General features: G+C 48.2%; 24 protein-coding genes. 9 read left to right on the plus strand and 15 right to left on the minus strand.

Features of this window, described 5'->3' with window-relative positions; translation table 11 throughout:
- Positions 1-56: 56 nt before the first annotated feature.
- Entirely contained in the window at positions 57-701 is a 645-nt protein-coding gene (pdxH, locus tag L0Y31_RS17510) for a pyridoxamine 5'-phosphate oxidase (protein WP_234734378.1), read from the plus strand.
- Positions 702-741: 40 nt separating this feature from the next.
- Here the strand turns inward: pdxH and bshB1 are convergent, their stop codons facing one another.
- From bshB1 to L0Y31_RS17535, 5 genes are all read right to left on the minus strand, one after another.
- Positions 742-1,461 carry a bacillithiol biosynthesis deacetylase BshB1 gene (gene bshB1 / locus L0Y31_RS17515; RefSeq protein ID WP_234734379.1) on the minus strand — a complete coding sequence of 240 codons (720 nt, stop codon included), beginning with the start codon at positions 1,459-1,461 and terminating at the stop codon, positions 742-744.
- A 53-nt stretch (positions 1,462-1,514) separates the two neighbouring features.
- Positions 1,515-2,576, minus strand: coding sequence for a M23 family metallopeptidase (locus L0Y31_RS17520; protein WP_234734380.1), 1,062 nt, complete (start codon positions 2,574-2,576; stop codon positions 1,515-1,517).
- 139 nt (positions 2,577-2,715) lie between these two features.
- Positions 2,716-3,675: a thioredoxin-disulfide reductase gene (gene trxB / locus L0Y31_RS17525; protein ID WP_234734381.1), complete on the minus strand. Its 960-nt coding sequence runs from the start codon at positions 3,673-3,675 to the stop codon at positions 2,716-2,718.
- Between the two features lie 223 nt (positions 3,676-3,898).
- Positions 3,899-5,704, minus strand: a complete 1,806-nt coding sequence (locus L0Y31_RS17530) for an OmpA family protein (protein WP_310587106.1) — start codon at positions 5,702-5,704, stop codon at positions 3,899-3,901.
- Between the two features lie 137 nt (positions 5,705-5,841).
- On the minus strand, positions 5,842-6,477 hold the full coding sequence (locus tag L0Y31_RS17535; RefSeq protein ID WP_234734383.1) for a 7-carboxy-7-deazaguanine synthase QueE: 636 nt from the start codon (positions 6,475-6,477) through the stop codon (positions 5,842-5,844).
- 129 nt (positions 6,478-6,606) lie between these two features.
- Here L0Y31_RS17535 and L0Y31_RS17540 point away from each other — a divergent pair, with 129 nt between their 5' ends.
- On the plus strand, positions 6,607-7,293 hold the full coding sequence (locus tag L0Y31_RS17540) for a head GIN domain-containing protein (protein ID WP_234734384.1): 687 nt from the start codon (positions 6,607-6,609) through the stop codon (positions 7,291-7,293).
- Between the two features lie 68 nt (positions 7,294-7,361).
- Here the strand turns inward: L0Y31_RS17540 and L0Y31_RS17545 are convergent, their stop codons facing one another.
- From L0Y31_RS17545 to proS, 3 genes are all read right to left on the minus strand, one after another.
- On the minus strand, positions 7,362-7,793 hold the full coding sequence (locus tag L0Y31_RS17545) for an FKBP-type peptidyl-prolyl cis-trans isomerase (protein WP_234734385.1): 432 nt from the start codon (positions 7,791-7,793) through the stop codon (positions 7,362-7,364).
- A 118-nt stretch (positions 7,794-7,911) separates the two neighbouring features.
- Positions 7,912-8,553 (minus strand): thioredoxin family protein, encoded by a 642-nt coding sequence (locus L0Y31_RS17550; RefSeq protein ID WP_234734386.1) that lies wholly within the window; start codon positions 8,551-8,553, stop codon positions 7,912-7,914.
- Between the two features lie 15 nt (positions 8,554-8,568).
- Positions 8,569-10,041 carry a proline--tRNA ligase gene (gene proS / locus L0Y31_RS17555; RefSeq protein WP_234734387.1) on the minus strand — a complete coding sequence of 491 codons (1,473 nt, stop codon included), beginning with the start codon at positions 10,039-10,041 and terminating at the stop codon, positions 8,569-8,571.
- A gap of 262 nt (positions 10,042-10,303) precedes the next feature.
- Here proS and L0Y31_RS17560 point away from each other — a divergent pair, with 262 nt between their 5' ends.
- The gene (locus tag L0Y31_RS17560) at positions 10,304-11,620 is read left to right on the plus strand and encodes a pilus assembly protein (protein WP_234734388.1); all 1,317 of its coding nucleotides are present in this window, start codon (positions 10,304-10,306) and stop codon (positions 11,618-11,620) included.
- Positions 11,621-11,779: 159 nt separating this feature from the next.
- Positions 11,780-13,381: a PorV/PorQ family protein gene (locus tag L0Y31_RS17565; RefSeq protein ID WP_234734389.1), complete on the plus strand. Its 1,602-nt coding sequence runs from the start codon at positions 11,780-11,782 to the stop codon at positions 13,379-13,381.
- A gap of 53 nt (positions 13,382-13,434) precedes the next feature.
- On the opposite strand, the gene L0Y31_RS17570 is transcribed toward L0Y31_RS17565, so the two are convergent.
- The 3 genes from L0Y31_RS17570 to L0Y31_RS17580 all read right to left on the minus strand — a co-directional run bounded on the left by L0Y31_RS17570 (position 13,435) and on the right by L0Y31_RS17580 (position 15,704).
- Positions 13,435-13,941: a shikimate kinase gene (locus L0Y31_RS17570; protein ID WP_234734390.1), complete on the minus strand. Its 507-nt coding sequence runs from the start codon at positions 13,939-13,941 to the stop codon at positions 13,435-13,437.
- Positions 13,942-14,010: 69 nt separating this feature from the next.
- Positions 14,011-15,153 carry a BT_3928 family protein gene (locus L0Y31_RS17575; protein WP_234734391.1) on the minus strand — a complete coding sequence of 381 codons (1,143 nt, stop codon included), beginning with the start codon at positions 15,151-15,153 and terminating at the stop codon, positions 14,011-14,013.
- A complete protein-coding gene (locus L0Y31_RS17580; RefSeq protein WP_234734392.1) occupies positions 15,150-15,704 on the minus strand; it encodes a DUF1599 domain-containing protein in 555 nt (184 codons plus the stop codon). Before L0Y31_RS17580 ends, L0Y31_RS17575 begins: the two co-directional genes overlap by 4 nt.
- Before the next feature lie 114 nt (positions 15,705-15,818).
- On the opposite strand from L0Y31_RS17580, the gene folP reads away from it, so the two are divergent.
- The 4 genes from folP (at position 15,819) to L0Y31_RS17600 (ending at position 19,432) form a co-directional block, all read left to right on the plus strand.
- Positions 15,819-16,679 carry a dihydropteroate synthase gene (gene folP / locus L0Y31_RS17585; protein ID WP_234734393.1) on the plus strand — a complete coding sequence of 287 codons (861 nt, stop codon included), beginning with the start codon at positions 15,819-15,821 and terminating at the stop codon, positions 16,677-16,679.
- Positions 16,680-16,742: 63 nt separating this feature from the next.
- Positions 16,743-17,570 (plus strand): diadenylate cyclase, encoded by an 828-nt coding sequence (locus L0Y31_RS17590; RefSeq protein ID WP_407084042.1) that lies wholly within the window; start codon positions 16,743-16,745, stop codon positions 17,568-17,570.
- A gap of 101 nt (positions 17,571-17,671) precedes the next feature.
- Positions 17,672-19,093, plus strand: coding sequence for an ATP-dependent DNA helicase (locus L0Y31_RS17595; RefSeq protein WP_234734394.1), 1,422 nt, complete (start codon positions 17,672-17,674; stop codon positions 19,091-19,093).
- Between the two features lie 39 nt (positions 19,094-19,132).
- Positions 19,133-19,432 carry a hypothetical protein gene (locus tag L0Y31_RS17600; RefSeq protein ID WP_234734395.1) on the plus strand — a complete coding sequence of 100 codons (300 nt, stop codon included), beginning with the start codon at positions 19,133-19,135 and terminating at the stop codon, positions 19,430-19,432.
- 103 nt (positions 19,433-19,535) lie between these two features.
- Here L0Y31_RS17600 and ald read toward each other — a convergent pair whose 3' ends face one another.
- A complete protein-coding gene (gene ald / locus L0Y31_RS17605; protein WP_234734396.1) occupies positions 19,536-20,669 on the minus strand; it encodes an alanine dehydrogenase in 1,134 nt (377 codons plus the stop codon).
- A gap of 174 nt (positions 20,670-20,843) precedes the next feature.
- On the opposite strand from ald, the gene L0Y31_RS17610 reads away from it, so the two are divergent.
- A complete protein-coding gene (locus tag L0Y31_RS17610; protein WP_234734397.1) occupies positions 20,844-21,308 on the plus strand; it encodes an Lrp/AsnC family transcriptional regulator in 465 nt (154 codons plus the stop codon).
- A gap of 160 nt (positions 21,309-21,468) precedes the next feature.
- Here L0Y31_RS17610 and L0Y31_RS17615 read toward each other — a convergent pair whose 3' ends face one another.
- The 3 genes from L0Y31_RS17615 to L0Y31_RS17625 all read right to left on the minus strand — a co-directional run bounded on the left by L0Y31_RS17615 (position 21,469) and on the right by L0Y31_RS17625 (position 23,719).
- A complete protein-coding gene (locus L0Y31_RS17615; protein WP_234734398.1) occupies positions 21,469-22,590 on the minus strand; it encodes an NAD(P)/FAD-dependent oxidoreductase in 1,122 nt (373 codons plus the stop codon).
- Positions 22,591-22,685: 95 nt separating this feature from the next.
- On the minus strand, positions 22,686-23,219 hold the full coding sequence (locus L0Y31_RS17620) for a ferritin (RefSeq protein WP_234734399.1): 534 nt from the start codon (positions 23,217-23,219) through the stop codon (positions 22,686-22,688).
- Between the two features lie 134 nt (positions 23,220-23,353).
- Positions 23,354-23,719, minus strand: coding sequence for a hypothetical protein (locus L0Y31_RS17625; RefSeq protein ID WP_234734400.1), 366 nt, complete (start codon positions 23,717-23,719; stop codon positions 23,354-23,356).
- Positions 23,720-23,840 lie beyond the last annotated feature (121 nt).

Here is a 23,840-nt window from a genome sequence, read left to right on the forward strand (position 1 = left end):
TATAAATATCGCGGATTTTTCTGTATTTAATAAAATAACCGGTTCCACAAATACCTATGAATTCTTCACTTGCTGACCTCCGAAAAGAGTATTCTCTTAACGGGTTAGACCCAACAGATGTTTTAACAAATCCGTACCAGCAATTTCAACGCTGGTTCGATGAAGCAATGAATGCGGCCATTCTGGAACCTAATGCCATGCACCTCAGCACGGTCGATGCCGATGGCCATCCTTCGGGCCGAATTGTGTTGATAAAAGGAGTAGACGAGCGGGGCTTTTCGTTCTTCACCAACTACCAGAGCCGGAAGGGGAGTGAAATTGCCGCCAACCCTTACGCTGCCCTTACTTTTTTCTGGCCCGAACTGGAGCGACAGATCCGCATCGAGGGCACAATTGAAAAAGTAAGCCCCGAAGAATCGGATGCCTATTTCGCTAGTCGCCCCCGTGGCAGCCAGATTGGTGCCTGGACTTCCCGGCAAAGCTCCGTTATTTCGAGTCGCGAAGAGCTGGAGGAGCAACAAAACAAAATAGAAAAACAGTTCGAGAATCAGCCTGTTCCACGCCCTGAACACTGGGGCGGCTATCGCGTCACTCCTACCCAGATCGAATTCTGGCAGGGTCGCCCCAGCCGCCTTCACGACCGCGTTGTCTACCGCAATTCAAGCGAAGGACTCTGGATTATTGAACGTTTATCCCCTTAGAATTCGTATACCTAAACTGCTAGTCGAGCAGTTTAGGCACTTAAACCAGATCAAACAGATTTTGTACACCAATGACTCGCTCTACGGTAAAGCCTTCGCCATACCGAACGCCAATCATGTGGCCAAACTCCTGCGCTCTGGCATCCAGAAAATCCCAAAAATCCTGACTAGAGATATAGCTGGCCGGCTCGTCACTCTCGGGATTGTAGAACTGGCTTTTATAAGCTCGAATCGATTCGAGCTTTTTTTCGTAGTGTGCCGTAATATCAACCACAATATCGGGTTTGATGTAGCGATCCTGAATGAAATGGTAAACCAGCTTGGGCCGCCATGCAGCCTGCTCTTCGCCGTTTTTTTCCTTTGTTTTTATTTGCCGTAAACCCGAATAAAAGCAAGAGTCAACAATCAAACTTGAGGCGCGCCCGTGGTCAGGATGGCGATCTCGCACGGCATTTGCGATAACAATTTCGGGTTGATAGCGCCGGATAGCTGCAATAAGGGCTAACTGGTGTTCTTCATCATTCCGAAAAAAACCATCCCGAAAATGCATGTTCTCCCGGGCAGACAATCCCAAAACCTGCGCGGCCGCATCAGCTTCCTGCAACCGGATTTCGGGAGTTCCGCGTGTTCCTAATTCTCCGCGTGTCAGATCAACAATCCCTACTTTTTTTCCTTGGGCAATGTGCGAAAGAATCGTTCCGGAGCAGCCTAATTCGGCATCATCGGGGTGAACAGCAATAACAAGAATATCTAGTTTCATACGAGGTAGCTACAGAGCCGAACAGCGAAGGCAAACGCTATGCCTATAATAAATTAATGAACCCGCAGTTTCTGGCCTGGCCGAAGCCGCGAGCGGGTTGAAATATGATTCTTTTTAGCTAGTGAGGAGATTGTCATGCCATAGCGTCGCGCAATGCTGGTCAGGGTTTCGCCCGAGCGAACTTTGTGCAATACCGTCCGCTTATAAGTAGGTTTAAAGCCCGATACATTACTGCCCCGACCCCGCAAATAATCCCAAACATGCGATGTCAGGATAAAATGATCTGAGATCAGCGAATTAGTCGGGAAGTTATACATATGCGTTGGGCTAAAGGGATTCCCTTCGTAGCGGGTTTCATAATGCAGGTGTGAGCCAAAACTCCGCCCTGTGTTTCCGCCTAAACCAATCTGATCACCAGCTTTAATTAACTGTCCCGACTCCACCAACGCTTTGGATAAGTGTCCGTATAAGGTCTCCAGCCCATTGTAGTGACGTACGAGAATGAACCGACCGTACCCACTTCCATCCCAGCCTACTATCCGAATAATGCCGTCGAAAGCAGCATACACCGGATCCCCTGTTTCCAGATCCAGGTCCATTCCCTTATGCCAGCGTCCCCAGCGGGGGCCAAAAATTGAGGTGACTTTACCGTCGGTAGTTGGAGCTGCCCAGTAGCGATTCTGCGCCGGATCATACAGTTTCAGATCGATGACTTCGTCAAATTCGAGCGGATCTATCCCGTAGGGGTCAATCGCCCGAGAATCCCAAACCGCATAATAATCGGCAATCTTTACCCAATCATCTCCAACCTGTACCGAGTCAACGATTTCGACAACGCTGACCTCACCCTCATCTATCTCGGTGGTATCTTCACTAACAACGGGATTTATCTCCTGCTTTGGCTCAAACTGGCTGTTAAAGCGTAACTTCGATGTTTCCTGTTCAAATTCTTCTTCTGGCTTTTCGGGCTGCTCGGCGGTGGGTGAACCCAGATCATTTTTGGGTTTTATCCGAACGTTCTTTTTGAATTTTCCGCGCTCCTGCGCCTGCCCACTTGTTATGCTTCCAAAAAATAAAAAGCTGGCCAACAGCCACCAGACTGCCAGTGTTCTCATCCTCAGTTCAATTTACAAAGAAGGATGAGCCATGATGAATGACCCACGAACAAGGAAAAATGGTTTTCAACGGAAACCCGTTCTTGTTCGTCGGACATTGGCCACGGCTCACTAACCTCTCAGGGTGGTTATTATTAAATTATACAGTCTGCACTTCATGCAGTTCTACTTCTTTCATAGCCAGAAAACGTTCTGCGTCCAAGGCAGCCATACAACCCGTTCCAGCAGCCGTAATGGCCTGACGATAGATATTGTCCTGCGCATCGCCACAGGCAAAAACGCCCGGTACATTTGTGCGCGAACTTCCTTTTTCAGTCAGGATATACCCGTTTTCGTCTAGCTCGATAAACGGCTTGAAAATGCCGGTGTTGGGTTTATGACCAATTGCCACAAAGAAGCCCGTTACATCGATAATCCGTTCTTCACCCGTCGTTACGTTTTTAACGCGAATACCCGTTACCTCCTGCTCACCCAGAATTTCTTCGGTTTCGGTATACCAGAGGATTTCGACATTGGGTAATGATTTTAAGCGGTTCTGCATGAATTTAGAGGCACGCATCTCGCCCCGACGAACCAGCATGTATACTTTGCGGCAAAGATTTGCCAGGTAACTAGCTTCCTCAGCAGCCGTATCGCCCGCACCGACAATGGCCACATCATGCCCCCGGAAAAAGAAGCCGTCACAAACCGCGCAGGCAGATACTCCGTGACCGTTCAGGCGCATTTCGGAAGGTAAGCCCAGCCACTTCGCCGATGCACCCGTCGAAATGATGACTACATTGGCCGTAATTTCGTGTTGTTCGTCAACAATTGCTTTGTGCGGATAGCCCGAAAAATCAACATCCGTGACAACGCCGTACCGGATATCAGACCCAAAGCGACGCGCCTGGGCTTCCAGGTCCATCATTAACTGAGGGCCTTGCACTCCGTCCGGATAACCAGGAAAATTATCTACTTCAGTTGTAATCGTAAGTTGACCGCCGGGTTGAGCCCCTTGATACAAGACAGGTTTCATTCCCGCGCGTGCGGCATAAATAGCGGCAGTGTATCCGGCTGGGCCGGAGCCTATGATAAGGCAATTAACGTTTTCGGTGGTCATTGTGAAAGAGCTGATTTCTGTATGGATTCTTTGAGTACCAAACCTTTTGTTTACTTAGTATACAGAAAAAACAGCGGCAAAGTTCGCGAAAAATCCGGGCGAAACCAAGCTACCCAAGCCTGAAAGAACAAGGAATAATGCACTACAAATTAGCTGATAGCTAGCTATTTATTAGACATTGGCCCTATATTATCCACTTTTATACCTCCATTATCAAATTCAATCACAGAATTCGCCAGTCAATTCGGCGGTTTAGACGGCGATTTTCGTCTGTATCGTTGGCTACAAGCGGCTTCGTTTCGCCGTAGCCCGCCGATCGGATGCGCGTTGCGGGGATTCCGGCCTTAGCCAGGTAGTTTACCACGGCCTGCGCTCTTTTTTTCGATAGTTCCAGATTGGCAGCCGCGTCGCCCCGGTCGTCGGTATGACCCGCTATTTCGACCTGCACTTTCGGATTTTGTTGCAGAAATTGCACCAATCGCTCTAGCTCTGTCCGTGATTTTTCGGCTAAGTCAAACCGGCCTGTCTCAAAAAATATGTTATTGAGTGTTTCTGATTTGGGTCCGCCTTTGTCAGTACTTACAATCGGTTCCAGGGGCACACTCAAAGCCAGTGCCTCGCCTTCCCGCTTCTGCGTAAAGTCAAAGGACAGGCTTTTAAACAGGTAGCCGGGAACCTGTACGTACAACGCATATTCGCCTCCCGATGGCAAAACGGCGGTATACTGCCCGGTTTCCGAATCCGATTTAACCCGAGTTACCACCTGATTAGTGGCCAGATCGATCAGTTCAATGGTGGCATTTAGTGGCTTTTTCGACTTTGCATCGGCAATAATGCCTTTCACGTAGCTGACTGGTTTTATTTTTTCCCGAATGGATTCCGGCAAGTCAAATACATAAAGCTTAGACCGCTGCTTATCGCCTGCTTCTTCGTGGGAATAATATGCCCGCGTCCCGTTTGCGGTTACAAACAAAGCGGCCTGGTCGTCGGCGGTATTGATGGGATAACCCAGATTTTGCGGATTGGACCAACCATTCGCGGTACTGTCGGCCATAAATAAATCATAACCGCCCATGCCTACCAATCCATCCGATGCAAAAAACATGGTCCGGCCATTGGCGTGAATAAACGGTGACGCTTCGTCAAAGGGCGTGTTGATTGTTTTTAGGTTATACGGTTTTTTCCATTCGCCATCGTCGCCTAAATCGCTGCACCAGATGTCCCGACGCCCAACACCACCAGGCCGATCCGACACAAAATAAAGCCGTCGCCCATCTGCCGACAAAGCCGGCTGCGACTCCCAGCCGCTCGTATTGATTACCGCGCCCAGGTTTTGGGGATCAGACCAGGCATTGCCTGTTTTTTTGGTAATGTATAAATCGCAGCTTCCCAACCCATTCCGTTCGTTACAGGCTGTGAAAACCAGCGTTCGTCCGTCGGCGGAGAGCGAAGGCGTTCCTTCGTTGCGAACCGTGTTGATGTTGGCTGCCAGCGAAACCGGGGCGCTCCAGGCTTCGGCCTGCCGGGTAGCCGTCATTAAATCTTCATCTCCTTCCGGCTTTAGCACCGTGAAGACAATGGTCTGTTCATCAGCCGTTAATACCGGAAAATATTGCGAGGGATACGCCTGTACGGCAGCAGGCAGAGGCTGAGGTTTTACGGACAAAGGATTTTGAATGGCCTGCTGGCCAAACCGGGCAGTTTGCAACAAACGCTCAACCCGTTTGCCCTGCGCCGAATGCGGAGCAAAGAACTTACTAAATCGTTCCAGATACGGAATTACCTGCGAGTATTGCCCACGTTTCAACAGATAAACGCCGACAAATTGATAAGCTAAACCAGACGAAGGTTTGTCGGGTTGTTGCCGAATTGCCCGCTGGTAGGCCTCTAAAGCCTGCTCAGGTTGCCGGGTAAATTCATACACCTGCCCCAGCTTCAGGTGTGCCTCGGTATAGCCAGTATCCCGCTCAATCGCTTGATTCAGCAAATTGATGGTTTCGACAGCCTGGCGCTGGGCAAAGGCCTGCACAGCTTTATTATATAGCTCAACTGCTTTTTTGTTCTGAGCAGCGGACGGAAAACAAAGGGAAGAAAAAAGAACGCCGAACAACAAAATTCGTAGTCCTCTTTTTGACCGCTCTTTTTTCTTTCCTTTTTGTATCCCATCTAGGGGATATCCATGTATTTGTGAGTTTGCAACGAAACCTGCCATTGCGGATGCGCTTTTACGTATTCAACGATGAGCGGCAACATTTCGTTTGAACGTCCCCATTCGGTTTGCAAAAACAATTTACAGTCAGGGCGAACAAGAGCCGCAAATGACTCGGCAAAAGCAAAATCCGACTTGTTATAAATGATTACCTTAAGCTCATCGGCTTTCTGGTAAATGTCTGGATGCGGCTGCTTGAACTTTTTGGGCGAAAAACAAATCCAATCCCAGGTGCCTGTAACCGGATATACTCCCGATGTTTCTATATTGGTTTGAAAGCCTGCTACCTGAAGGGCAGCCGTCAGCTGGGTAAGGTCATGCATAAGGGGTTCTCCACCCGTAATGACCGCCATGCGGCCCGGATACTGTAAAGCCCCGTCAATGATTTCGGACAACTCTAGTTTGGGATGCGCGTTGACATCCCACGATTCTTTTACGTCACACCAATGGCAACCTACGTCGCAGCCCCCGAGGCGAATAAAATACGCCGCCCGGCCCGTATGCGCACCTTCACCCTGGAGCGTGTAAAACGCTTCCATCACAGGCAGTTGCTCCACAGCCGTTTCGGTTTGTTGACTAAGCACTTGATTCATTGCGTAAAGATACGGAATTTGTGGGCAATGACCTCTTCAACAAGGACAAAGAGAAAGTAGGTGCAATGCAACTTTTCGTTTCTGAGCCGCATCTAGTAGGTATAGAACTCCCACAAACACACAAATTTTATGAAACTATCTTTTGTTTTGCTTTCTGGTTTACTGAGCTTGACCACTGTTACTATTCAGGCTCAAGAAGTTACTAAAGAACTAAATGTTCGTTCGTTTGACCGGATCAACATAGGAAGCGCTATCGACGTAACTGTTCGTCAGGGCGGTTTTAATGTTGAGGTTGATTTACCAACGGGCGAATCCAAATACCTCGACGTAAAAACCGACAACAACACGCTTACGGTCCGCCTAAATCGTCCACCGGGGAACTGGCTTTCATCGAACCAGAATCGGAAAAGTCCGCACATTACCATCACCATGCCCAGCTTGCAGGGCGTTACACTTTCGGGAGCGTCGGACGGAAATATTAGCGGCTTTACGAACACCGATCAGTTAGACATTAATCTTTCTGGATCATCGGACCTTAAAATGACGAATGTAAGGGCCAAACGAATTCGTTTAAAAGCTTCGGGTGCGTCAGATTCGGTTATTTCGGGCGAAACAGATGTGCTAGAGGCAGAAATTTCAGGGGCTTCCGATTTGTCAGCGTCAAACCTGATAGCCAACGAGGTCGTTGTGAGAGCCCAGGGAGCAAGTGATGCCTCGGTTTATGCGCGCCGGAAAGTAGAGAAATACGCGCGGGGAGGATCCGATATTTCGGTGCGGGGAAATCCGTCGACCGTTCATTCCAACAAACTGGACTAGTCTGCCAGCACTAAAAAGTAAGGGGTACAGGTTGCCTAATGCGCGTCAACCTGTACCCCTTCTTTTTCTTAACTAATACCCACTAATTGAATATCAAAAATCAGGTCTTCGCCCGCCAACGGGTGATTGGCGTCAAGAATAACGGTTGTTTCTGAAACGCCACGTACAATAACAGGAATTGGCGCTGGACTACCATCCTGGTGCATGTTCAGGGTTGTTCCAATTTCCAGAGGAATATCCGTTGGAATCATGGAACGTTCAAATTCAAAAACCATTTCTTCACTGGCCGGACCGTAGGCATCTTCCACCGGAATGTTTACCGTTTTGGTTTCGCCTAACTCCATTCCACTTACACCTTCATCAAAACCTTTGATGACCATGCCATTTCCAACGGTAAATTCCAGGGGATCACGACCGCTTGATGAATCAAAAACTGTTCCATCGGTTAACCGACCTGTATAATGAACCTGAACCGTATCACCGGCTTTTGCCTGTGCCATAAGTAAATTCGTTTTTTGATAAATGAGGAAAACTATTGGGTACTTCTAGAACACTGAAACTAGCGCCTTGTTTTAGCAAGGCGCTAGTCGGCCTAAATTACCCTTGCTTATTTTTCAGTTACAAAACCGCAGTTTGTCCCGCTTTCTGCCACTGCTTGATCAACTGTAAAAACTCGGTTTGCAACTGTTGCGAGTGATCTTTAGCATACCAGCCATGAATTTTTTCGGCGACTTCTTCAAACGGCAGGTTCTGTGCTTTCCATTCCAGCATCAAACCCTGAAGCACTTCCGGACGCGGACCCCAGTTTCCCAGCTCCGACAAATCAGAGGCTCGCAAACAAATTAGTTTTGGGATCGAACGGCCACCGTTAGTGAGATAAGCGTCCATAATATCTGGATTCTTGTCACGCAACAGCACCCGCACACTAATGTCCTGCCCCGAATCGGCAATCTGCTTGATAACGGGTAAATTCTGCGCTACATCGCCACACCAGGATTCGGCCAGAACCATCCAAATCCAGCGTTCCTGAACTCCACTTGCCGCCTCAACCAATTCTGGATTCAACGTTGTTGTGCGCTCCAGACGGCTGATGCGTTGCAGGTTCAGGCGGGTATACTGCAAAATCTGCTCGGTATTGTACGAATCAGCGTCTGATGTTGTCCGATTCTGCGCATACAGTTCCTCCGATAAGGCAATAAAAGCCTCGTACGTATACGCCCCTACGAGATGGGCAGGCGTAATCACCGTTTGTGTCGTCATAAAAGAAGGCAATCGTTAATAAGCCCGGGCAAACACCACGCGTTTGCGGGATGGCTTGCCGGTGTAGATACAAACTCCATCTTCTTCCTCTGCGTTCAACGGAATGCAGCGAATAGTAGCTTTTGTTTCTTCTTTGATGGCCTCTTCGGTTTCCGAAGTTCCATCCCAGTGGGCCATAATAAAGCCACCTTTTTCGATCTGCTCCTTAAATTCGGCGTACGTATCCACCCGGAACGTGTTCTCTTCCCGGAATTGCAGGGCTTTTTTGTAAATGGTTTCCTGAATATCGACCAGCAGATTCTGGATATGCTCCACAATGCCATCGAAAGACACGGTCTCTTTGGTTTTCAGATCGCGACGGGCCACTTCGACGGTGTTATTTTCGAAGTCGCGCATGCCCATAGCCAACCGCACGGGAACCCCACGTAGTTCGTATTCAGCAAATTTCCAGCCGGGCTTGTTGTTGTCGCTGTCGTCGAATTTAACGCTGATTCCCAGCTTTTTCAACGCCTGAATGACGGGCTTGATTCTATCCGTCAGTTGAGCAAGCTGCTCTTCGTTCTTGCAGATAGGCACAATAACCACCTGAATAGGAGCTAGTTTTGGCGGCAAAACCAACCCGGCGTCATCCGAGTGAGCCATAACCAGAGCGCCCATCAAACGGGTACTTACTCCCCAGGATGTTCCCCAGACGTATTCCTGCTGGTTCGATTTGTTAAGGAATTGAACATCAAACGCTTTGGCAAAATTCTGCCCTAAAAAGTGCGATGTGCCCGCCTGCAACGCTTTTCCGTCCTGCATCATGGCCTCGATACAAAGCGTTTCGTTGGCTCCCGCAAAGCGCTCGTTAGCCGTTTTCGCCCCCCGAATGACAGGAACTGCCATCCATTCTTCGGCAAAACGGGCATAAACTTCAAGCATCTGGTTGGTTTCTTCGATGGCCTCTTCGGCAGTAGCGTGCGCGGTATGGCCTTCCTGCCACAAAAACTCTGCCGTTCTCAGGAATAAGCGGGTACGCATCTCCCAGCGAACCACGTTGGCCCACTGGTTAATGAGCAGGGGTAAATCCCGGTAAGACTGAATCCAGTTTTTGTACGTACTCCAGATTACCGTTTCCGACGTTGGCCGAACAATCAGCTCTTCTTCTAGCTTGGCTTCCGGATCCACGATTACCCCCGAACCGTCCTCTGCGTTCTTTAGCCGGTAATGCGTCACTACGGCGCATTCTTTTGCAAAACCCTCTACGTGCGATGCCTCTTTGCTCAGATACGATTTAGGAATAAAAAGGGGGAAATAGGCATTTGTGTGCCCTGTTTCCTTGAACATATCGTCCAATGCCCGTTGCATTTTCTCCCAGATCGAGTAGCCATAAGGCTTGATGACCATGCACCCGCGAACGGCTGAGTTTTCGGCCAGATCAGCCTTTTTTACTAGTTCATTATACCACTCCGAGTAGTTCTCGCTGCGCGAAGGAATTGCTTTTGCCATAGGAAATTAAAACGTAATTGTCTCAGTACCAGAATTGAATAATTTTTATTGAAGCCATTTAAACCTTTGCTCCCTAAAGCGGGTCTAAGGATAAAGAATACCAGCAAAAAGCAGGCAAAAAATTAAGTAAATAATTTAATTCTGCCATTCATAAATGGGCTTGCAAAGATAGGTTTTTCTGGTATTTTTGTAATCAAACGGGTCAATTCTGTGTTATAACAATAGAGTGACCTTTTCTCCGAACCTTTTAGTAGCGTTCCTTATGAAAGCAAAACGTACATTACCATATGTTGCGCTAGCCGCTTTCCTCAGTCTGGTGGGGTGTAGCACTGGCCAACGACTTGCCCAAAACGGGGGTGAGGTAGACGATCTCTACGGATCTTCGTCCGATGGAGCAGTCTATGTGGCCAAGCAGCAACGGGAATCCCGTCAATTATCAGAAGAACCAGCACGCCGGAAGAGCAATAACCCAGACTATTTCGAGTCGGAAGACGAACAGAAAATGGCCTGGGGTGATGAGTATTACAGCGATTTGTCGACCCGCAAAATAAGCCGTGGTCTTTCGGCTGATCCAGGTTGGAATACAAGCAACTACAACGATGGTTTTGTGGATGGCTTTAACTCGGCCAACTATGCGGCCATGAACAACTCCTGGCGTTGGAACCGCTGGGGCTGGAACAGTGCCAGCTTGTGGTCGGGTATCGGCTTTGGCATTGGAGTCTCGCCTTGGGGCTGGGGCAATTCCTGGGGTATGAACCGCTGGGGCGGCATGGGAATGGGTAGTTTCTACGATCCATTCTGGGGTAGCTCTTTCGCCTATGGTGGTAATCCATTCTATTCTCCCTGGGGAGGTGGTTGGGGTGGTGGTTATGGCTTCTACGACTCCTTCTATAACCCATACGGATACGGTGGTTACTACGGCGGCGGAAATGGCTGGTATAACCGCGGTGTAGCTATTGTGAACAACAACGGTAACATCGGGGCAGCCAGAAACCGTATGGTAGGTGCTCGTGGTACAGACCGGCGGGATCGTTACAACGATAATTTCGTAAATTCACCTCGTTCGGGCAATACGAACAGCGGTGGTCGTCGTGCTTCTGGGTATGACTCACCTTCTTATTCTAGCAACCGTGACCGCAGTGGAACCTCGGCTAGTGGCCGTGCCAATAACAGCGGAAGCTATTATTACGCAAACCCGAACAACGCAGGTGGCCGGACAAGTGGCGGAAGCTACAACAACTCAGGCTCAACGGATACTTACTACTCGCGTCCTCGTAACACCGAATCGCGGGGTAATAGCCGGGGAACCTATACCGCTGCGCCTCGGAGCAATGACGGTAGCAACTACCGGTATAGCGCACCGCAGCAGCAATCGCAAAGCTATAGCCGTCCAAGCTATGAATCGCGTGGAAGCTCAAACAGCAATTCACAGCCTTCATACAGTCCATCAAGAACGCAATCGCAGCCTTCTTACAGCGCTCCTACTCCATCCTACTCAGGTGGCAGCCGTGGAGGTGGAGGTAGCTCATCCGGTGGTGGTGGCGGTTATTCAGGTGGTAGCTCACGCGGACCCCGTTAATCCGTATCCTTGCTAATTAGATCAGTTCAATAAAAAAACCCCGCCGATTACTACAATTGGCGGGGTTTTTCGTTTTATTATTGGTTGGACAAATTAAACCAGCGGCATAGCTAAATTGTCCAACCGAAAAATTCCATCCACTATGCTCTGCTAACTTTTATGAAGAAGGAAATAAGTCTTTTGGGGTTGCTTCTAACAACAGGAGTAGCCTTCGGCCAGTACGCTGGTGATGCTTTTCGATACTCAGAAATTCAACAAACGGGAACGGCCCGGTTTCGAAGCTTAGGCGGTAATCACGCGGCGCTTGGTGGTGATGCCAGTACTACTTTTGGTAACCCAGCTGGACTTGGTTTTTACAATCGCTCTGAATTCAGCATAAGCCCATCCCTTTCCATTACCAATACGGAAAGCAATTACCTGGGCAACCAAACACCGTCTGTTTCAAAAACCAATCCGAACATTGGTCATTTTGGATTAGTCCTGGCTGGCAACTCACAGAATGAGAACCGCCGTTGGCGTCGCACTGCCCTTGGCGTTACGTATTCGCGGCAGGTGAATCTGCACAATTCATTCTCGTATCAAGGGCGCAACAACAACAGTTCCATTGCCGACGCCTTCGCGGCTGATGCAACGCAACAAGGGTATAGTTCAGCGTATTTGGATAGTCAATTTAATCAGTCATCGAGAGAAGCCAATTTTTTGACGGCGGCCGCTTACCAGCTTTACCTGTTTAATCCGACCTTAAGGGCAAACCCAAATGACGATGGGGCTCCTTATAGTCGTTATGACGTGGGTTATCCAAATGCTGATTTTCCAACGGTTCGCCGAGATAATGCATTTGACCAGCGCGAAACGTTTACCTCAAGCGGTGCGCATAATCAGTGGACGTTTTCTTATGCCGGGAATTACGATGATAAGCTCTACATCGGTGCCTCGCTCGGCTTGACTCGTTTACGCTACGAGTACAACACAATTTACCGGGAAAACGCTGTGGGTGGTAACATAATTGGAGAAATCAACCGCAATGAGGATTTAAGCGTTACAGGTAGCGGGATCAACTTTTCGTTGGGTGCTATCTGGAAAGCGGACGATAAGCTGCAACTGGGCGCGAGTGTCACTAGTCCAACATTTACCAGCGTTCGGGAAACGTTCAACCAGTCTCTTTCGACGGATATTATTGGGGTTCCCCGGATTGAAAATGGCAACCCCGTTTTGTTTGTCCCTGATGACCAAAATATCTCGGTTCTCCCCAACGATTTTGAGTATGATTTGACGAGTCCTTTACGGGCAATGGCGGGTGCTACTTATTTTCTGGGCGAGAAAAAAGTTGGCTTTTTAACGGCCACCGCCGAATACGTTGGGTATGCGGGTATGCGGGTTCGTACGAATGTATACAACTCACAGGATAACCTCGATTTTCGCAATGACGTGAAGGCGGAGGTGCAGAATACCTACAACAACGTGGTTAATTTCCGGGCAGGCGCTGAGTTTCGTTTTGGTTTGCTACGCGTTCGCGGTGGGGTTGCCTATAATCCAAATCCATACAAGCAAACGTTTGATGCCCTGGCCCGTTCAGACCGCGATAAGTTGATTTATTCGGCTGGATTAGGCGTACGGAATGATCGTTTCTTTGCCGACCTGGCGGGGAGCTTTGTCAACTTTAAGTCTGCTCAGCAACCCTACACGGTACAGAATGGCCCCTCAGCTCTCATTACTAACCAACAAACGAATGCCATGCTGACCCTAGGCGTTCTGTTTTAATCAGAGTGAATACTAGCCTCATAGAAAAGTCCACTCAAACGAGTGGACTTTTTTTATAGATGATGGCCAATTTTTTCCAGAACAGTAGCCGTATCGGCATTTCCACTAACGTGGATATCGGCCTGAATGTAGAATGGACGCCGGTCGGTGTATTTCTGGCGAAGGTTTTCTAGTAACCCCGGATCATCCAGGCGGTTTAAAGGACGATCATCCGCGCGATGATGATGCATGCGCTCTAGAATAACCTCGGGCGACACATCCAGAAAAACACTAAGTCCCATCTGTTTGATGTAGCTCATGTTGTCATGAAAGCACGGCATTCCACCACCGGTTGCTACCACCAGACTCTCGCCCTGCTTGATCGTATGCAATACCCGACTTTCAACCAATCGAAAATAAGGCTCACCATTGTCCCGAAAAATATCGCTTATGCTTCTCCCCTCTTCCCGAATAATGAGCTTGTCGGTGTCCACAAAGCGATAGCCCAGTTCACGAGCCAGCCGTTTGCCGAGGGTGCTTTTCCCAGATGAAGGTAGACCCACCAAAAATATATTCTTCATGCCTATCTCTGCAGAGGGCTTCGTCTGGACAACCGCGTCGTCCAATTCATTGATCGGATTCACGTCCAGTTATTTAACCAGTTTAATTACTTCTTCCGCTTCAGGTGTATCATTATGGTGCCATTTTCCCTGCACAACACCGTCCTTTATCAGCCAAAGGCCAGGATTCGAGCGAACGATCGTTTTTAGCACGGTTGCATCCGCTTTGTAGACAGGAACAGACAACTGGTATTCGTGCCGGAAATCGTTGATTTCATCATCACCGAGGGAGGTCAGGATCATGGCTGAAACTCCTTTTCCTCCGACTCCGCTCAGCAAGCGCCGGATAGCGGGCATCGATGCCTGGTTGATGTCTGTAGCATTCTTAATAATCAGAAATAAGTTAGCGCCTTTGAAGGTCTCCTGCGTCAAATCACCTTCCTCGTTCCAGATCCGATAATCCGTAATTTTAGGTTTTGCCGCTTCATTCAGCAAAATCATTTCTTTAAAATGGTAGGTTGTATCGGTCGGGTATTTATCAAGTTCATATTCCTTGCCATCCTTTTCCAGAATGTAGCTATAACGCAGCGGTTCCGAAGGCAGCATCTGCGCCGGAATGTTTTTACCGACGGCATAAGGCAGTAAATCAATTGGCGGTAGATGCTGAATGGCATACCAGCCAATTCCGATAGACGCCAAAGCGGCCAACAAGACCAGAACACCCGTCTGCGCTTTTCGGAAGGTTTTACGTTGCCAGATGATGATTAAAATTAAGACCAGCAGAAAAACATCTTTCCCAAACGATGTCCACGGTTTGAGCTTTATCGCATCTCCGAAGCAACCACAATCGGTCACTTTATTGAAGTAGGCCGAGTAAAAAGTCAGAAAGGTGAAGAAAACAATGAGGGCCAGTAAGGTCCAGGCCGTGGTGCGCATCCGGTAGGAAAACAGCAGTGCAACGCCAAGCACAACTTCTGCCGCGCAGAAAAACACCGACAAAATCAAAGCGTAAGGCATCAGACCGTGGAAGAAGCCCGCCATTGCCGGCAAATCTTCCGCAAAGACCTCAAAATACTCTCCGAATTTTATTTCGGTTCCAACGGGATCGTTGATTTTGATCAGTCCTGAAAAAGTAAAAATAAGCGCCACAATAAACCGGGCAACCTGGGCGATAATTCGCGGCCAGGACGGCGATTTGCGTGTCGTTGAATGGGCTAGCGTGGGGGTTGTCATACTTGAACCGTATCCGTAAAACCTAACTTAATCAAACAAAAAACAGCGTAATTAATGATATCCATGTAATTGGCATCCACGCCTTCTGAAATTAACGTCTGGCCTTCATTGTCTTCAATCTGCTTCGTCCTCAGTAACTTCATCAGGATGATATCCGTCATGGAGCTGACCCGCATGTCGCGCCAGGCCTCTCCGTAATCGTGGTTTTTAGCAAAGAGCAGTTCCATAACGCCGTTGACCTGCCGGTCGTATAGGGCACTTAGCTCGTCGTTCTCAAAATCCTTTTGCGGAAAATCCTGCAATTCGATCTGGATCAGCGCCATGACGCAGTAATTAATAATGCCCATGAATTCAGGAATTACGCCTTCTTCAACGCGCTGTTTCCCCGTTTCCTGAATTGTGCGAATGCGCTGCGCTTTTATAAAAATCTGGTCGGTGATGGAAGGCAGCCGAAGGATCCGCCAGGCCGTGCCATAATCTTTGTTCTTTTTCTGGAAAACCTCTTTGCAGAATTGAATGACTTGCCGATATTGAGTTTCTGTTTGCAGCACAGTAATTGTAAGTTTTCGAGTTTCCAGTTTCGAATTTCCAGTTATTGACTTTACCGTTCGTTCTACCTAAGTCGAAACCAACTAGCCAGAAGCTCGAAACCAGAAAGTAAAATCATGTCGAAAGTTACGAAAAAAACGCTCAACCTTCGGGGAAAAGTTCTCGATCTGACGATTCCCAGGGTGATGGGTATTCTCAATATAACCCCCGATTCCTTCTTTTCTGGCAGCCGTTCTGCCTCCGTTGAAGCCGCCGTGGAGCGTGCGGGACAGATGCTGAACGACGGAGCAACCTTTCTCGACATCGGCGGATACTCTACCCGCCCGGGAGCGGCCACCTTAAGTCCAGCGGAGGAAGCCGCCCGCGTTTTGCCTGTTATCGAAGCAATTAATAAAACTTTTCCAGAGGCACTTGTTTCGGTTGATACCTTCCGGGCGGAGGTTGCCCGGCAAGCCGTTGGAGCAGGCGCCGTTTTAGTGAATGACGTCGCTGGCGGAACGCTGGACCCGGAAATGTTCGAAACGGTGGCCGCGCTGGGGGTTCCTTACGTCCTGATGCACATGCGGGGTACACCCCAGACAATGACCCAGTTTACAGCCTATAATGACTTAATTCCCGACGTAATTCTGGAATTGCAACAGCAATTGGGTAAACTTCGGGCGTTGGGGCAGAAAGACATTTTGATTGATCCGGGATTCGGGTTTGCCAAGACCCCCGACCAGAATTTCCGGCTTCTGAATCAACTCGACGCGTTTGCCTGTTTTGAAGCGCCTCTCCTGGTGGGATTGTCCCGAAAAACAACGATCTGGCGTACGCTTGGCATCACGGCTGATGAAGCTCTCAATGGAACAACGGTTTTAAACACGGTAGCCTTGCAAAAGGGCGCTGCCATCCTGCGCGTTCACGACGTTCGCGAAGCTGCGGAGGCCATTAAATTAGTTTTACACCTGAATTTTGATCAATCTCAGCTCAACTAGGATTATGTTTATTAATTATGTAAATTATTAAATTCATGCTGAGTCTGATTTAAGTAATTCGCAATGATAGTTGCCCTCCGTGTATTTTTTTTAGACATCGACTGGGTTGATGTTTTGGATATTCTTCTGGTAGCCCTCCTACTCTACCAAATTTATTACATTGTACGGGGCAGTATAGCCAGCCGCGTTTTTCTGGGGTATTTGCTGGTTTACTTGTTTTATTTGACCGTCAAAGCAATTGGCCTGCAACTCCTCACTACCATTCTGGAGTATTTTATCAGTGTGGGTGCGCTGGCGCTGATCATTATCTTTCAGCAGGAAATTCGGCGCTTTCTGCTTATCATCGGTAAATCGACGCACATTCCGAACAGCCAGTTGTTCCGTCGCTGGTTTGGGCAAACCAGCGCTTCTGAATCGTCTACGCCCTTAAAACCAATCCTGGAAGGGTGCAAAGTGCTAGCCTCCGAATTTACGGGCGGCTTGCTGGTGATCGGCAAAAATGACGGTCTGGAAAAATACGTGCAATCGGGTGAGTTGCTGGACGCGGTTTTGTCGAAGCGCATGCTGGTATCCATTTTCAGTCAGTATAGCCCACTGCGGGATGGTGCAGCCATCATCATCGATGGGCGGTTGCGGGCAGCGCGCTGTATTTTGCCCGCCTCTGAAAACGACGAACTTCCAACTACCACCGGCTTTCGGCACCGGGCCGCGCTGGGCATCTCGGAAGCAACGGATGCCGCTGCCATCGCAATTTCAGAGCAAACGGGCCGTATCGCCCTGGCTATTGATGGCGAGCTTTTCGTCAATCTTACCAGCACCGAACTGGAGGAACGCCTGCAAAAGTACCTTTTTGAAACCAGCCGTCCGCGCCGTCGGGAAGAAGTCGAATGATAAATAAGTAGGCAGAATAAGTCCCGAAAAATGCGTCTCGCGTACCTGTTTTACACGTCCGCTCTTTTTTCAATCTGAGGGAAAAATCGTAAATTTAAGCTATGAATGATACCCTCACGCCTGCCCAGTTGCTGGCAAAACGCTTTCCGTTTAAACCTACCAAAGGCCAGCAGGATTTTTTCGAGCGCATGGGGCAATTTCTTCTTCCACAAGAACAGGAACGCTACCGAGATTGCTTTTTACTGAAAGGATATGCCGGAACCGGGAAAACGACGCTGATCAGTACGCTGATCAAGGTGTTGCCCAAATTGGGTTATAAATCCGTTTTACTGGCGCCAACGGGCCGGGCGGCCAAGGTCATGGCCAACTACTCGAAGCGCATGGCCCAGACCATCCACCGGAAAATTTACCGCCAGATTGCCGATGCCAATTCGGGAAGCCTGGCGTTTCAGCGGCAGAAAAATTACCACGAAGACACCATTTTTATTGTCGATGAAGCATCGATGATTAGCGATGACGCCGAGATTGGCATGAACGGGTTGCTCGCCGATCTTATTGATTACATTTTCGAGAATCCGGGTAATAAAATCATGCTGGTTGGGGATGTGGCCCAGTTGCCGCCCATTGGCAAAGAACTAAGCCCCGCGCTGGATGCAGGTTATCTCGAACGCCAATTTGACCTGACCGTTTTTGGCCAGGAGCTAACCGAAGTCATGCGGCAGGAAGAAGATTCGGGAATTCTGATCAACGCTACATCATTACGCAATACCCTGCATCAGGAAGCGCCTGTCATTCAATTTTCTACGCGTCATTTTCGCGACATTTACAAAATGACCGGGGAGCGCCTGGAAGACGGAATTCGGTATGCCCACGATAAATACGGTCGTGAAAATACCATCATTATCACGCGCTCCAATAAAACGGCGGTTCAGTATAACCAGTACATTCGTCGTTCCATTAACCAGTGTGAGGAAGAACTCGACGCCGGCGACTTGCTGATGATTGTGCGCAATAATTACACGGTTCTGGACGATGACAGCCCGGCGGGTTTTCTGGCCAATGGCGATTTTGTGGAGGTGATGAAAATCCGTAAGCGGGAAGAAATTCATGGCCTGCGGTTCGCCACTGTGCTGCTTCGTCTGGTCGATTATGACGAACAGCCCGAATTTGAAACCAAAATTATTCTGGATACACTCTATTCGGCATCTCCGGCCCTGGGGCGGGAAGAAAACAAAAATCTGTACGAAAGCGTCCAGAAAGATTATTTCTACATCAAATCAAAGCGCGAACGATCCGAAGCCATTCGCCGTGACCCTTACCTCAGTGCTCTGCAAGTGAAGTTTGCCTATGCTCTTACGTGCCACAAAGCCCAGGGGGGCCAATGGAGTGCGGTTTTCATCGACCAGGGTTATTTGCCTGATGGACAGGTAAATCAGGAATTTGTACGCTGGTTGTATACAGCATTGACCCGCGCCACGGACGAAGCTTTCCTGATGAACTTTGCCCCGCAATTTTTTCACTAGCAGTCTCGTCTTTTTACGTTAAAGAAACGCCCAACCGCCATGACACTTCAGAATTTTATCGCTACCCTCGAAGGACCTGAGCCACCTGCCAGCTTGCCGCCTCTGTTACAAGCACTTTGGCACGATGCCAATGATGATTGGGAAAAAGCGCACGACATTGCGCAAAGCCGCGAAGGCACCCCCGATTACGACCGCCTTCATGCTTACCTACACCGTAAAGAAGGCGATCAATGGAATGCTGGCTACTGGTACCGTCGCGCAGGGGCGTCGGTTTTTAGCGGAACCCTTGAAGCGGAATGGCAAGTACTCGCCAAGCAGTTTCTACCAACGACCTATTAAGCGAAATCCCACAAAAAAGGCGTCGAACAATTGCTCGACGCCTTTCTGATTATTTTATTCCTAAACCCTTATAATTTTCTATTTTATTCGATTTGATAGCTGCTTAAGCCGTTATCTCTTCTTCGCGCAAAATCTCTTTAATGTCAGTCAGTGGCAGGTTGAAAGCTTCGGCTACACCCTGATAAACTATTTTACCGTTTACGACATTCAGGCCTTTACGCAGTTCTTCGTTGCTGTTACACGCTTTCACCCATCCTTTATTGGCTAACTGCAACGCATACGGAAGAGTCGCGTTCGTCAATGCCAAGGTTGATGTATATGGAACGGCACCGGGCATGTTCGCTACGCAATAATGCACGACGTCATCAATGATATACGTTGGATTTTCGTGTGTTGTCGGTACGCAGGTTTCGATGCAACCGCCTTGATCAACGGCAACATCAACCAATACCGTACCCCGGCGCATGAGTTTCAGCATTTCCCGCGTGATAAGGTGGGGCGCTTTGGCACCCGGAATCAACACGGCACCAACGATAAGATCCGCTTGCTTTACCTGCTCGCGAATGCTGTAGTCATTGGACATCATCGTGGTTACGTTCGGCGGCATAATGTCCGACAGGTACCGCAAACGAGGCAGGCTAATATCCATAATGGTAACGTGGGCACCCAGACCCGCCGCCATTTTAGCCGCTTGTGTTCCAACAATACCGCCACCCAGAACCAATACGTTAGCAGGTTTTACACCCGGAACGCCACCCAGCAGAATACCACGGCCTTTCAAAGGTTTCTCGAGGTATTTAGCCCCTTCCTGAATAGCCATCCGGCCAGCTACTTCTGACATTGGAACCAGCAAAGGCAGAGAACGATCCGCTTTCTCTACCGTTTCATAAGCCAGACAGATAGCCTTCCGCTCGATCATCGCCTGCGTCAATTCTTCGGAAGAAGCGAAGTGGAAATACGTGAACAGAAGCTGGTCTTCTTTGATAAGATCATACTCCTGCGCAATTGGCTCCTTCACCTTGATAATCATCTCGGCGATGCCATATACTTCTTCGATCGTGGGGAGCATTGTGGCACCGGCCTCAATGTATTCCTCGTCTTCAAAACCACTACCTTGACCTGCATTGACCTGTACGTAAACAGTATGACCATGCTTACGTAACTCAGCAACACCCGCAGGCGTTAAAGCAACGCGGTTTTCATTATTTTTTATTTCTTTGGGGACTCCAATAACCATGTCAGAAAAGGTGTCTGAAGTGTAATTAATTGACTTAGCAAAGATAACCGAACAAGTGCTTATTTCTATAGATTTGCTCTTTTTTCAGGAAAAAAATATTACAAATCATTATATTGAAGAAAAAAATACTAAATCAACAGTCTGTTTGCACTATCCTAAGAAAAAAGACCACTTATGAACGGGTTAGATAAAGTAGACCGGCAAATCCTGACCCTTCTCCAGGAAAATGCCCAACTAACAATTCAGGAGATTGGACAACAAATTAATCTGTCTAAAACGCCGGTTCATGAACGCATTAAGCGGCTAGAACGGGATGGCGTTATTGATCGCTACGTAACGTTGGTAAACAAGAAAAAGGTCGGCAGTTCGCTCATTATTTACTGCCAGGTAACACTCGACAAGCAAACGCGTGACACCTTTATCGACTTTGACCAATCTATTGCCAAACTCCCTGAGGTAATTGAATGCAACCGCGTCTCCGGAACGTTTGATTATTTGTTAAAAATTGTTGCTCAGGACATGGAAAGCTACAATCGATTTTATCAGGACCACCTCTCGGTATTACCCGGCATCCTGCACATCAGCAGCTTTTTTGTTATGTCTGAAGTAAAAAATACCACTGTTATTCCGGTTGACTAGGCTTTTTATTTCTCCGCTCAGTTTCCGTTTTGACTGAAGATAAAACTACTTCTTGGCCAAACTGTTTACATCCTTTTCGTTGCGCTTGGTTATCTCCATCAGTCGCTGAACTGAGCGGTTCGTACCGTCCGGCAATATACTCCTAAAGGCCAATTTCAGCTTAGGTTACCGAAATGATTTTGCCATGTGTTTGCCGGATTACTTCCCGTAAAAGTGGTTTTGCTGCCCCTAGTGTGGTTACAGCTATTTCTGTTAACCATCGGCTCCCGAAAAGTTGCTGTACCGTGCGCCCGATCCAAAGACGCCGGGCAAACAGCTTTGACCAGGCTTGTTGGTATTTTTCTTCCAATTCGGCTCGCGTTAGTGTGCCCCGCAGGTAGTTTGTAGCTAGATCGCTGGCTTGTTTGGCACCATGAATGGCCATTGCCATCCCGTTGCCACAAAGGGGCGTTATCAAACCAGCCGAGTCGCCCGCCATCAGAATGTGATTTTCAACCGCTTTTTTGGCCGCAAACGAAATTTCATTGATGACTTCGGGCTTTTCGTATAGAAACTCAGCGCGTTCGAAAACGGCTTTCAAATGAGGATTTTGCCATAAAACGGCCTGTTCCATAGCGGGGATATTGCCGAATTGCTTTAAGTTTTGGCGCGTGGTTAGATAGCAAAGGCAGTATTTCCCCTCTTCAATAGCCGAAAGGCCGCAGTAACCCGCCTGAAAGTTATGTAAAGCAATGGTATCCGTCGGAAAATCAATACGAATGTGGTATTTAACACCAATGTAAGGAGACGGTTTTTGCATAAAGGGCCGGTTCATGCTTTTATCCAGCTTCGAGCGCTTGCCAAAGGCTCCAATCACCAACCGAGCCGCCAGCACTTGCCCATCGTTCAGCGTAACCGAAAACTGGTCGTGGGTAAACTGTACTTCTTCGACTGATTTCCCCAATAGAAAGTTCACCCCTTCGTCTAAACCAAGCTGGTAGAGGGCCAAATCAAAGTTGTAACGACTAATCCCAAAACCGCCCAGATCCAGCTTTGTCGTCAGTTGTCGGCCTGTTGGTGAGGTAACTTCCAGATAATCAATGTGGGCGGCCCCTAATTGGCGCAGATCGACGCCTAACGATTCGATGTAAGGCCGGACTTCATTAGACACGTATTCGCCGCAAACTTTATGAAAGGGATAGGTTTTCCGTTCAACCAGCGCTACAGCATGACCCGCTCTGGCCAATTCCAGAGCACTAATCAGACCAGCTAATCCTCCGCCAACAATAACTACGTCGTACATATTCCTTAAAACGACAAAAAGCACTGCCAATGTTTTGACAGTGCCTTTATCCAAATACTAAATTATGTAACCAGATAAGTATCTACGGGTGTAGATTACTCTCCGTCTTCGTCGTAGCTAATTTTTGGAATGGCTTTGTCGATCATGTAACGACCAACGCCTTCTTCGCCAATGACTTCGAAAAGTTCGACGGCGCGGCGAGCCACATACTCTTCTTCACGTTGTTCTTTAACGAACCACATCAGAAACTCTTCCGTTTCGTAAGCGTATAACCGGCGGCAAGCGTCTACAATCCGATTGATTGAATTGGTAACGGCAATTTCCTGCTCCAATGCCAGTTCAAACACGTCGCGGAAACCAGCAAAGTCCTGGGGTACATCAGTAACTTCCGGAGAGATGGCCGTGCCACCCATGTCTGCTACATATTTGAATATTTTAAGCATGTGCTTCCGCTCTTCTTCAGCCTGTTTGTAGAAATAGCCTGCGCTATTCTGAAAACCGTAACGGTCACACCAAGAAGCCATTGCCAGATAAATGGAAGATGAATGGGCTTCCATTTTGATTTGCTTATTCAGTAATTGCTCTATCTCTTCTTTGAGCAAAGTTCTCATTCTTACTAGATCCTTCATATAAATAATATGTTTTGTCAGCGTGAAACGCGGTGGTTCATAGCAAGTATACCGCTTTCGACCGGAAAAAGTTTTTCCGGCTGCTCAATTCGACAAAATTTGGAAAAAGTCTGAATAAGAAAATCGCCTGAATTCTAGTAAGATGGAGCGAAATAAAGCCGTGCGTGAAGCAGTGAATTCAGTTCGAGCGTAAAGCGTGTTCCTGCCAGCAGATCACGAAGTGCAATAAGATCGCAGAGGGTCAACACAAACTGGTGATTGGTACGCGGGGCATCAATAATCTCGACGTCGTAGGCATCGTCGGTGTTGAAAATCATCGTGTGGATGTCCACAGAATCGACTTTCTTTTTGAATGCCAGAAAGTCTGTAATACGCAAAGAAACCCGCGCTTCCCCAAATTGTAAGATAATACGATTGGTAAGGTCACACTGAAATGTGGCTCCTTTGGCATTCGTGTATAATTCAATGGGCTGAGTAGTCGTTTGGGAAAGCGTAGTCACAATTTATACAAATTAAATCTGGCTCTGGCGCAACAGGTTGTCTTTTGACCAGTAAAAATACAAGTTAACCGCTAGCTTGTCAATCATTATTTTAAAATTGTTCTAAATAAGTTCTACGAAT

The organism is Tellurirhabdus bombi, assembly GCF_021484805.1.
Classification (GTDB): Bacteria; Bacteroidota; Bacteroidia; order Cytophagales; family Spirosomataceae; genus Tellurirhabdus; species Tellurirhabdus bombi.

Bases quoted from the DNA above. Each gene is read 5' to 3' on its own strand.
- pdxH (WP_234734378.1), top strand. From the start codon at position 57: ATGAATTCTTCACTTGCTGACCTCCGAAAAGAGTATTCTCTTAACGGG.
- bshB1 (WP_234734379.1), bottom strand. From the start codon at position 1,461: ATGAAACTAGATATTCTTGTTATTGCTGTTCACCCCGATGATGCCGAA.
- L0Y31_RS17520 (WP_234734380.1), bottom strand. From the start codon at position 2,576: ATGAGAACACTGGCAGTCTGGTGGCTGTTGGCCAGCTTTTTATTTTTT.
- trxB (WP_234734381.1), bottom strand. From the start codon at position 3,675: ATGACCACCGAAAACGTTAATTGCCTTATCATAGGCTCCGGCCCAGCC.
- L0Y31_RS17535 (WP_234734383.1), bottom strand. From the start codon at position 6,477: ATGAATCAAGTGCTTAGTCAACAAACCGAAACGGCTGTGGAGCAACTG.
- L0Y31_RS17540 (WP_234734384.1), top strand. From the start codon at position 6,607: ATGAAACTATCTTTTGTTTTGCTTTCTGGTTTACTGAGCTTGACCACT.
- L0Y31_RS17545 (WP_234734385.1), bottom strand. From the start codon at position 7,793: ATGGCACAGGCAAAAGCCGGTGATACGGTTCAGGTTCATTATACAGGT.
- L0Y31_RS17550 (WP_234734386.1), bottom strand. From the start codon at position 8,553: ATGACGACACAAACGGTGATTACGCCTGCCCATCTCGTAGGGGCGTAT.
- proS (WP_234734387.1), bottom strand. From the start codon at position 10,041: ATGGCAAAAGCAATTCCTTCGCGCAGCGAGAACTACTCGGAGTGGTAT.
- L0Y31_RS17560 (WP_234734388.1), top strand. From the start codon at position 10,304: ATGAAAGCAAAACGTACATTACCATATGTTGCGCTAGCCGCTTTCCTC.
- L0Y31_RS17565 (WP_234734389.1), top strand. From the start codon at position 11,780: ATGAAGAAGGAAATAAGTCTTTTGGGGTTGCTTCTAACAACAGGAGTA.
- L0Y31_RS17570 (WP_234734390.1), bottom strand. From the start codon at position 13,941: ATGAAGAATATATTTTTGGTGGGTCTACCTTCATCTGGGAAAAGCACC.
- L0Y31_RS17575 (WP_234734391.1), bottom strand. From the start codon at position 15,153: ATGACAACCCCCACGCTAGCCCATTCAACGACACGCAAATCGCCGTCC.
- folP (WP_234734393.1), top strand. From the start codon at position 15,819: ATGTCGAAAGTTACGAAAAAAACGCTCAACCTTCGGGGAAAAGTTCTC.
- L0Y31_RS17590 (WP_407084042.1), top strand. From the start codon at position 16,743: ATGATAGTTGCCCTCCGTGTATTTTTTTTAGACATCGACTGGGTTGAT.
- L0Y31_RS17595 (WP_234734394.1), top strand. From the start codon at position 17,672: ATGAATGATACCCTCACGCCTGCCCAGTTGCTGGCAAAACGCTTTCCG.
- L0Y31_RS17600 (WP_234734395.1), top strand. From the start codon at position 19,133: ATGACACTTCAGAATTTTATCGCTACCCTCGAAGGACCTGAGCCACCT.
- ald (WP_234734396.1), bottom strand. From the start codon at position 20,669: ATGGTTATTGGAGTCCCCAAAGAAATAAAAAATAATGAAAACCGCGTT.
- L0Y31_RS17610 (WP_234734397.1), top strand. From the start codon at position 20,844: ATGAACGGGTTAGATAAAGTAGACCGGCAAATCCTGACCCTTCTCCAG.
- L0Y31_RS17615 (WP_234734398.1), bottom strand. From the start codon at position 22,590: ATGTACGACGTAGTTATTGTTGGCGGAGGATTAGCTGGTCTGATTAGT.
- L0Y31_RS17620 (WP_234734399.1), bottom strand. From the start codon at position 23,219: ATGAAGGATCTAGTAAGAATGAGAACTTTGCTCAAAGAAGAGATAGAG.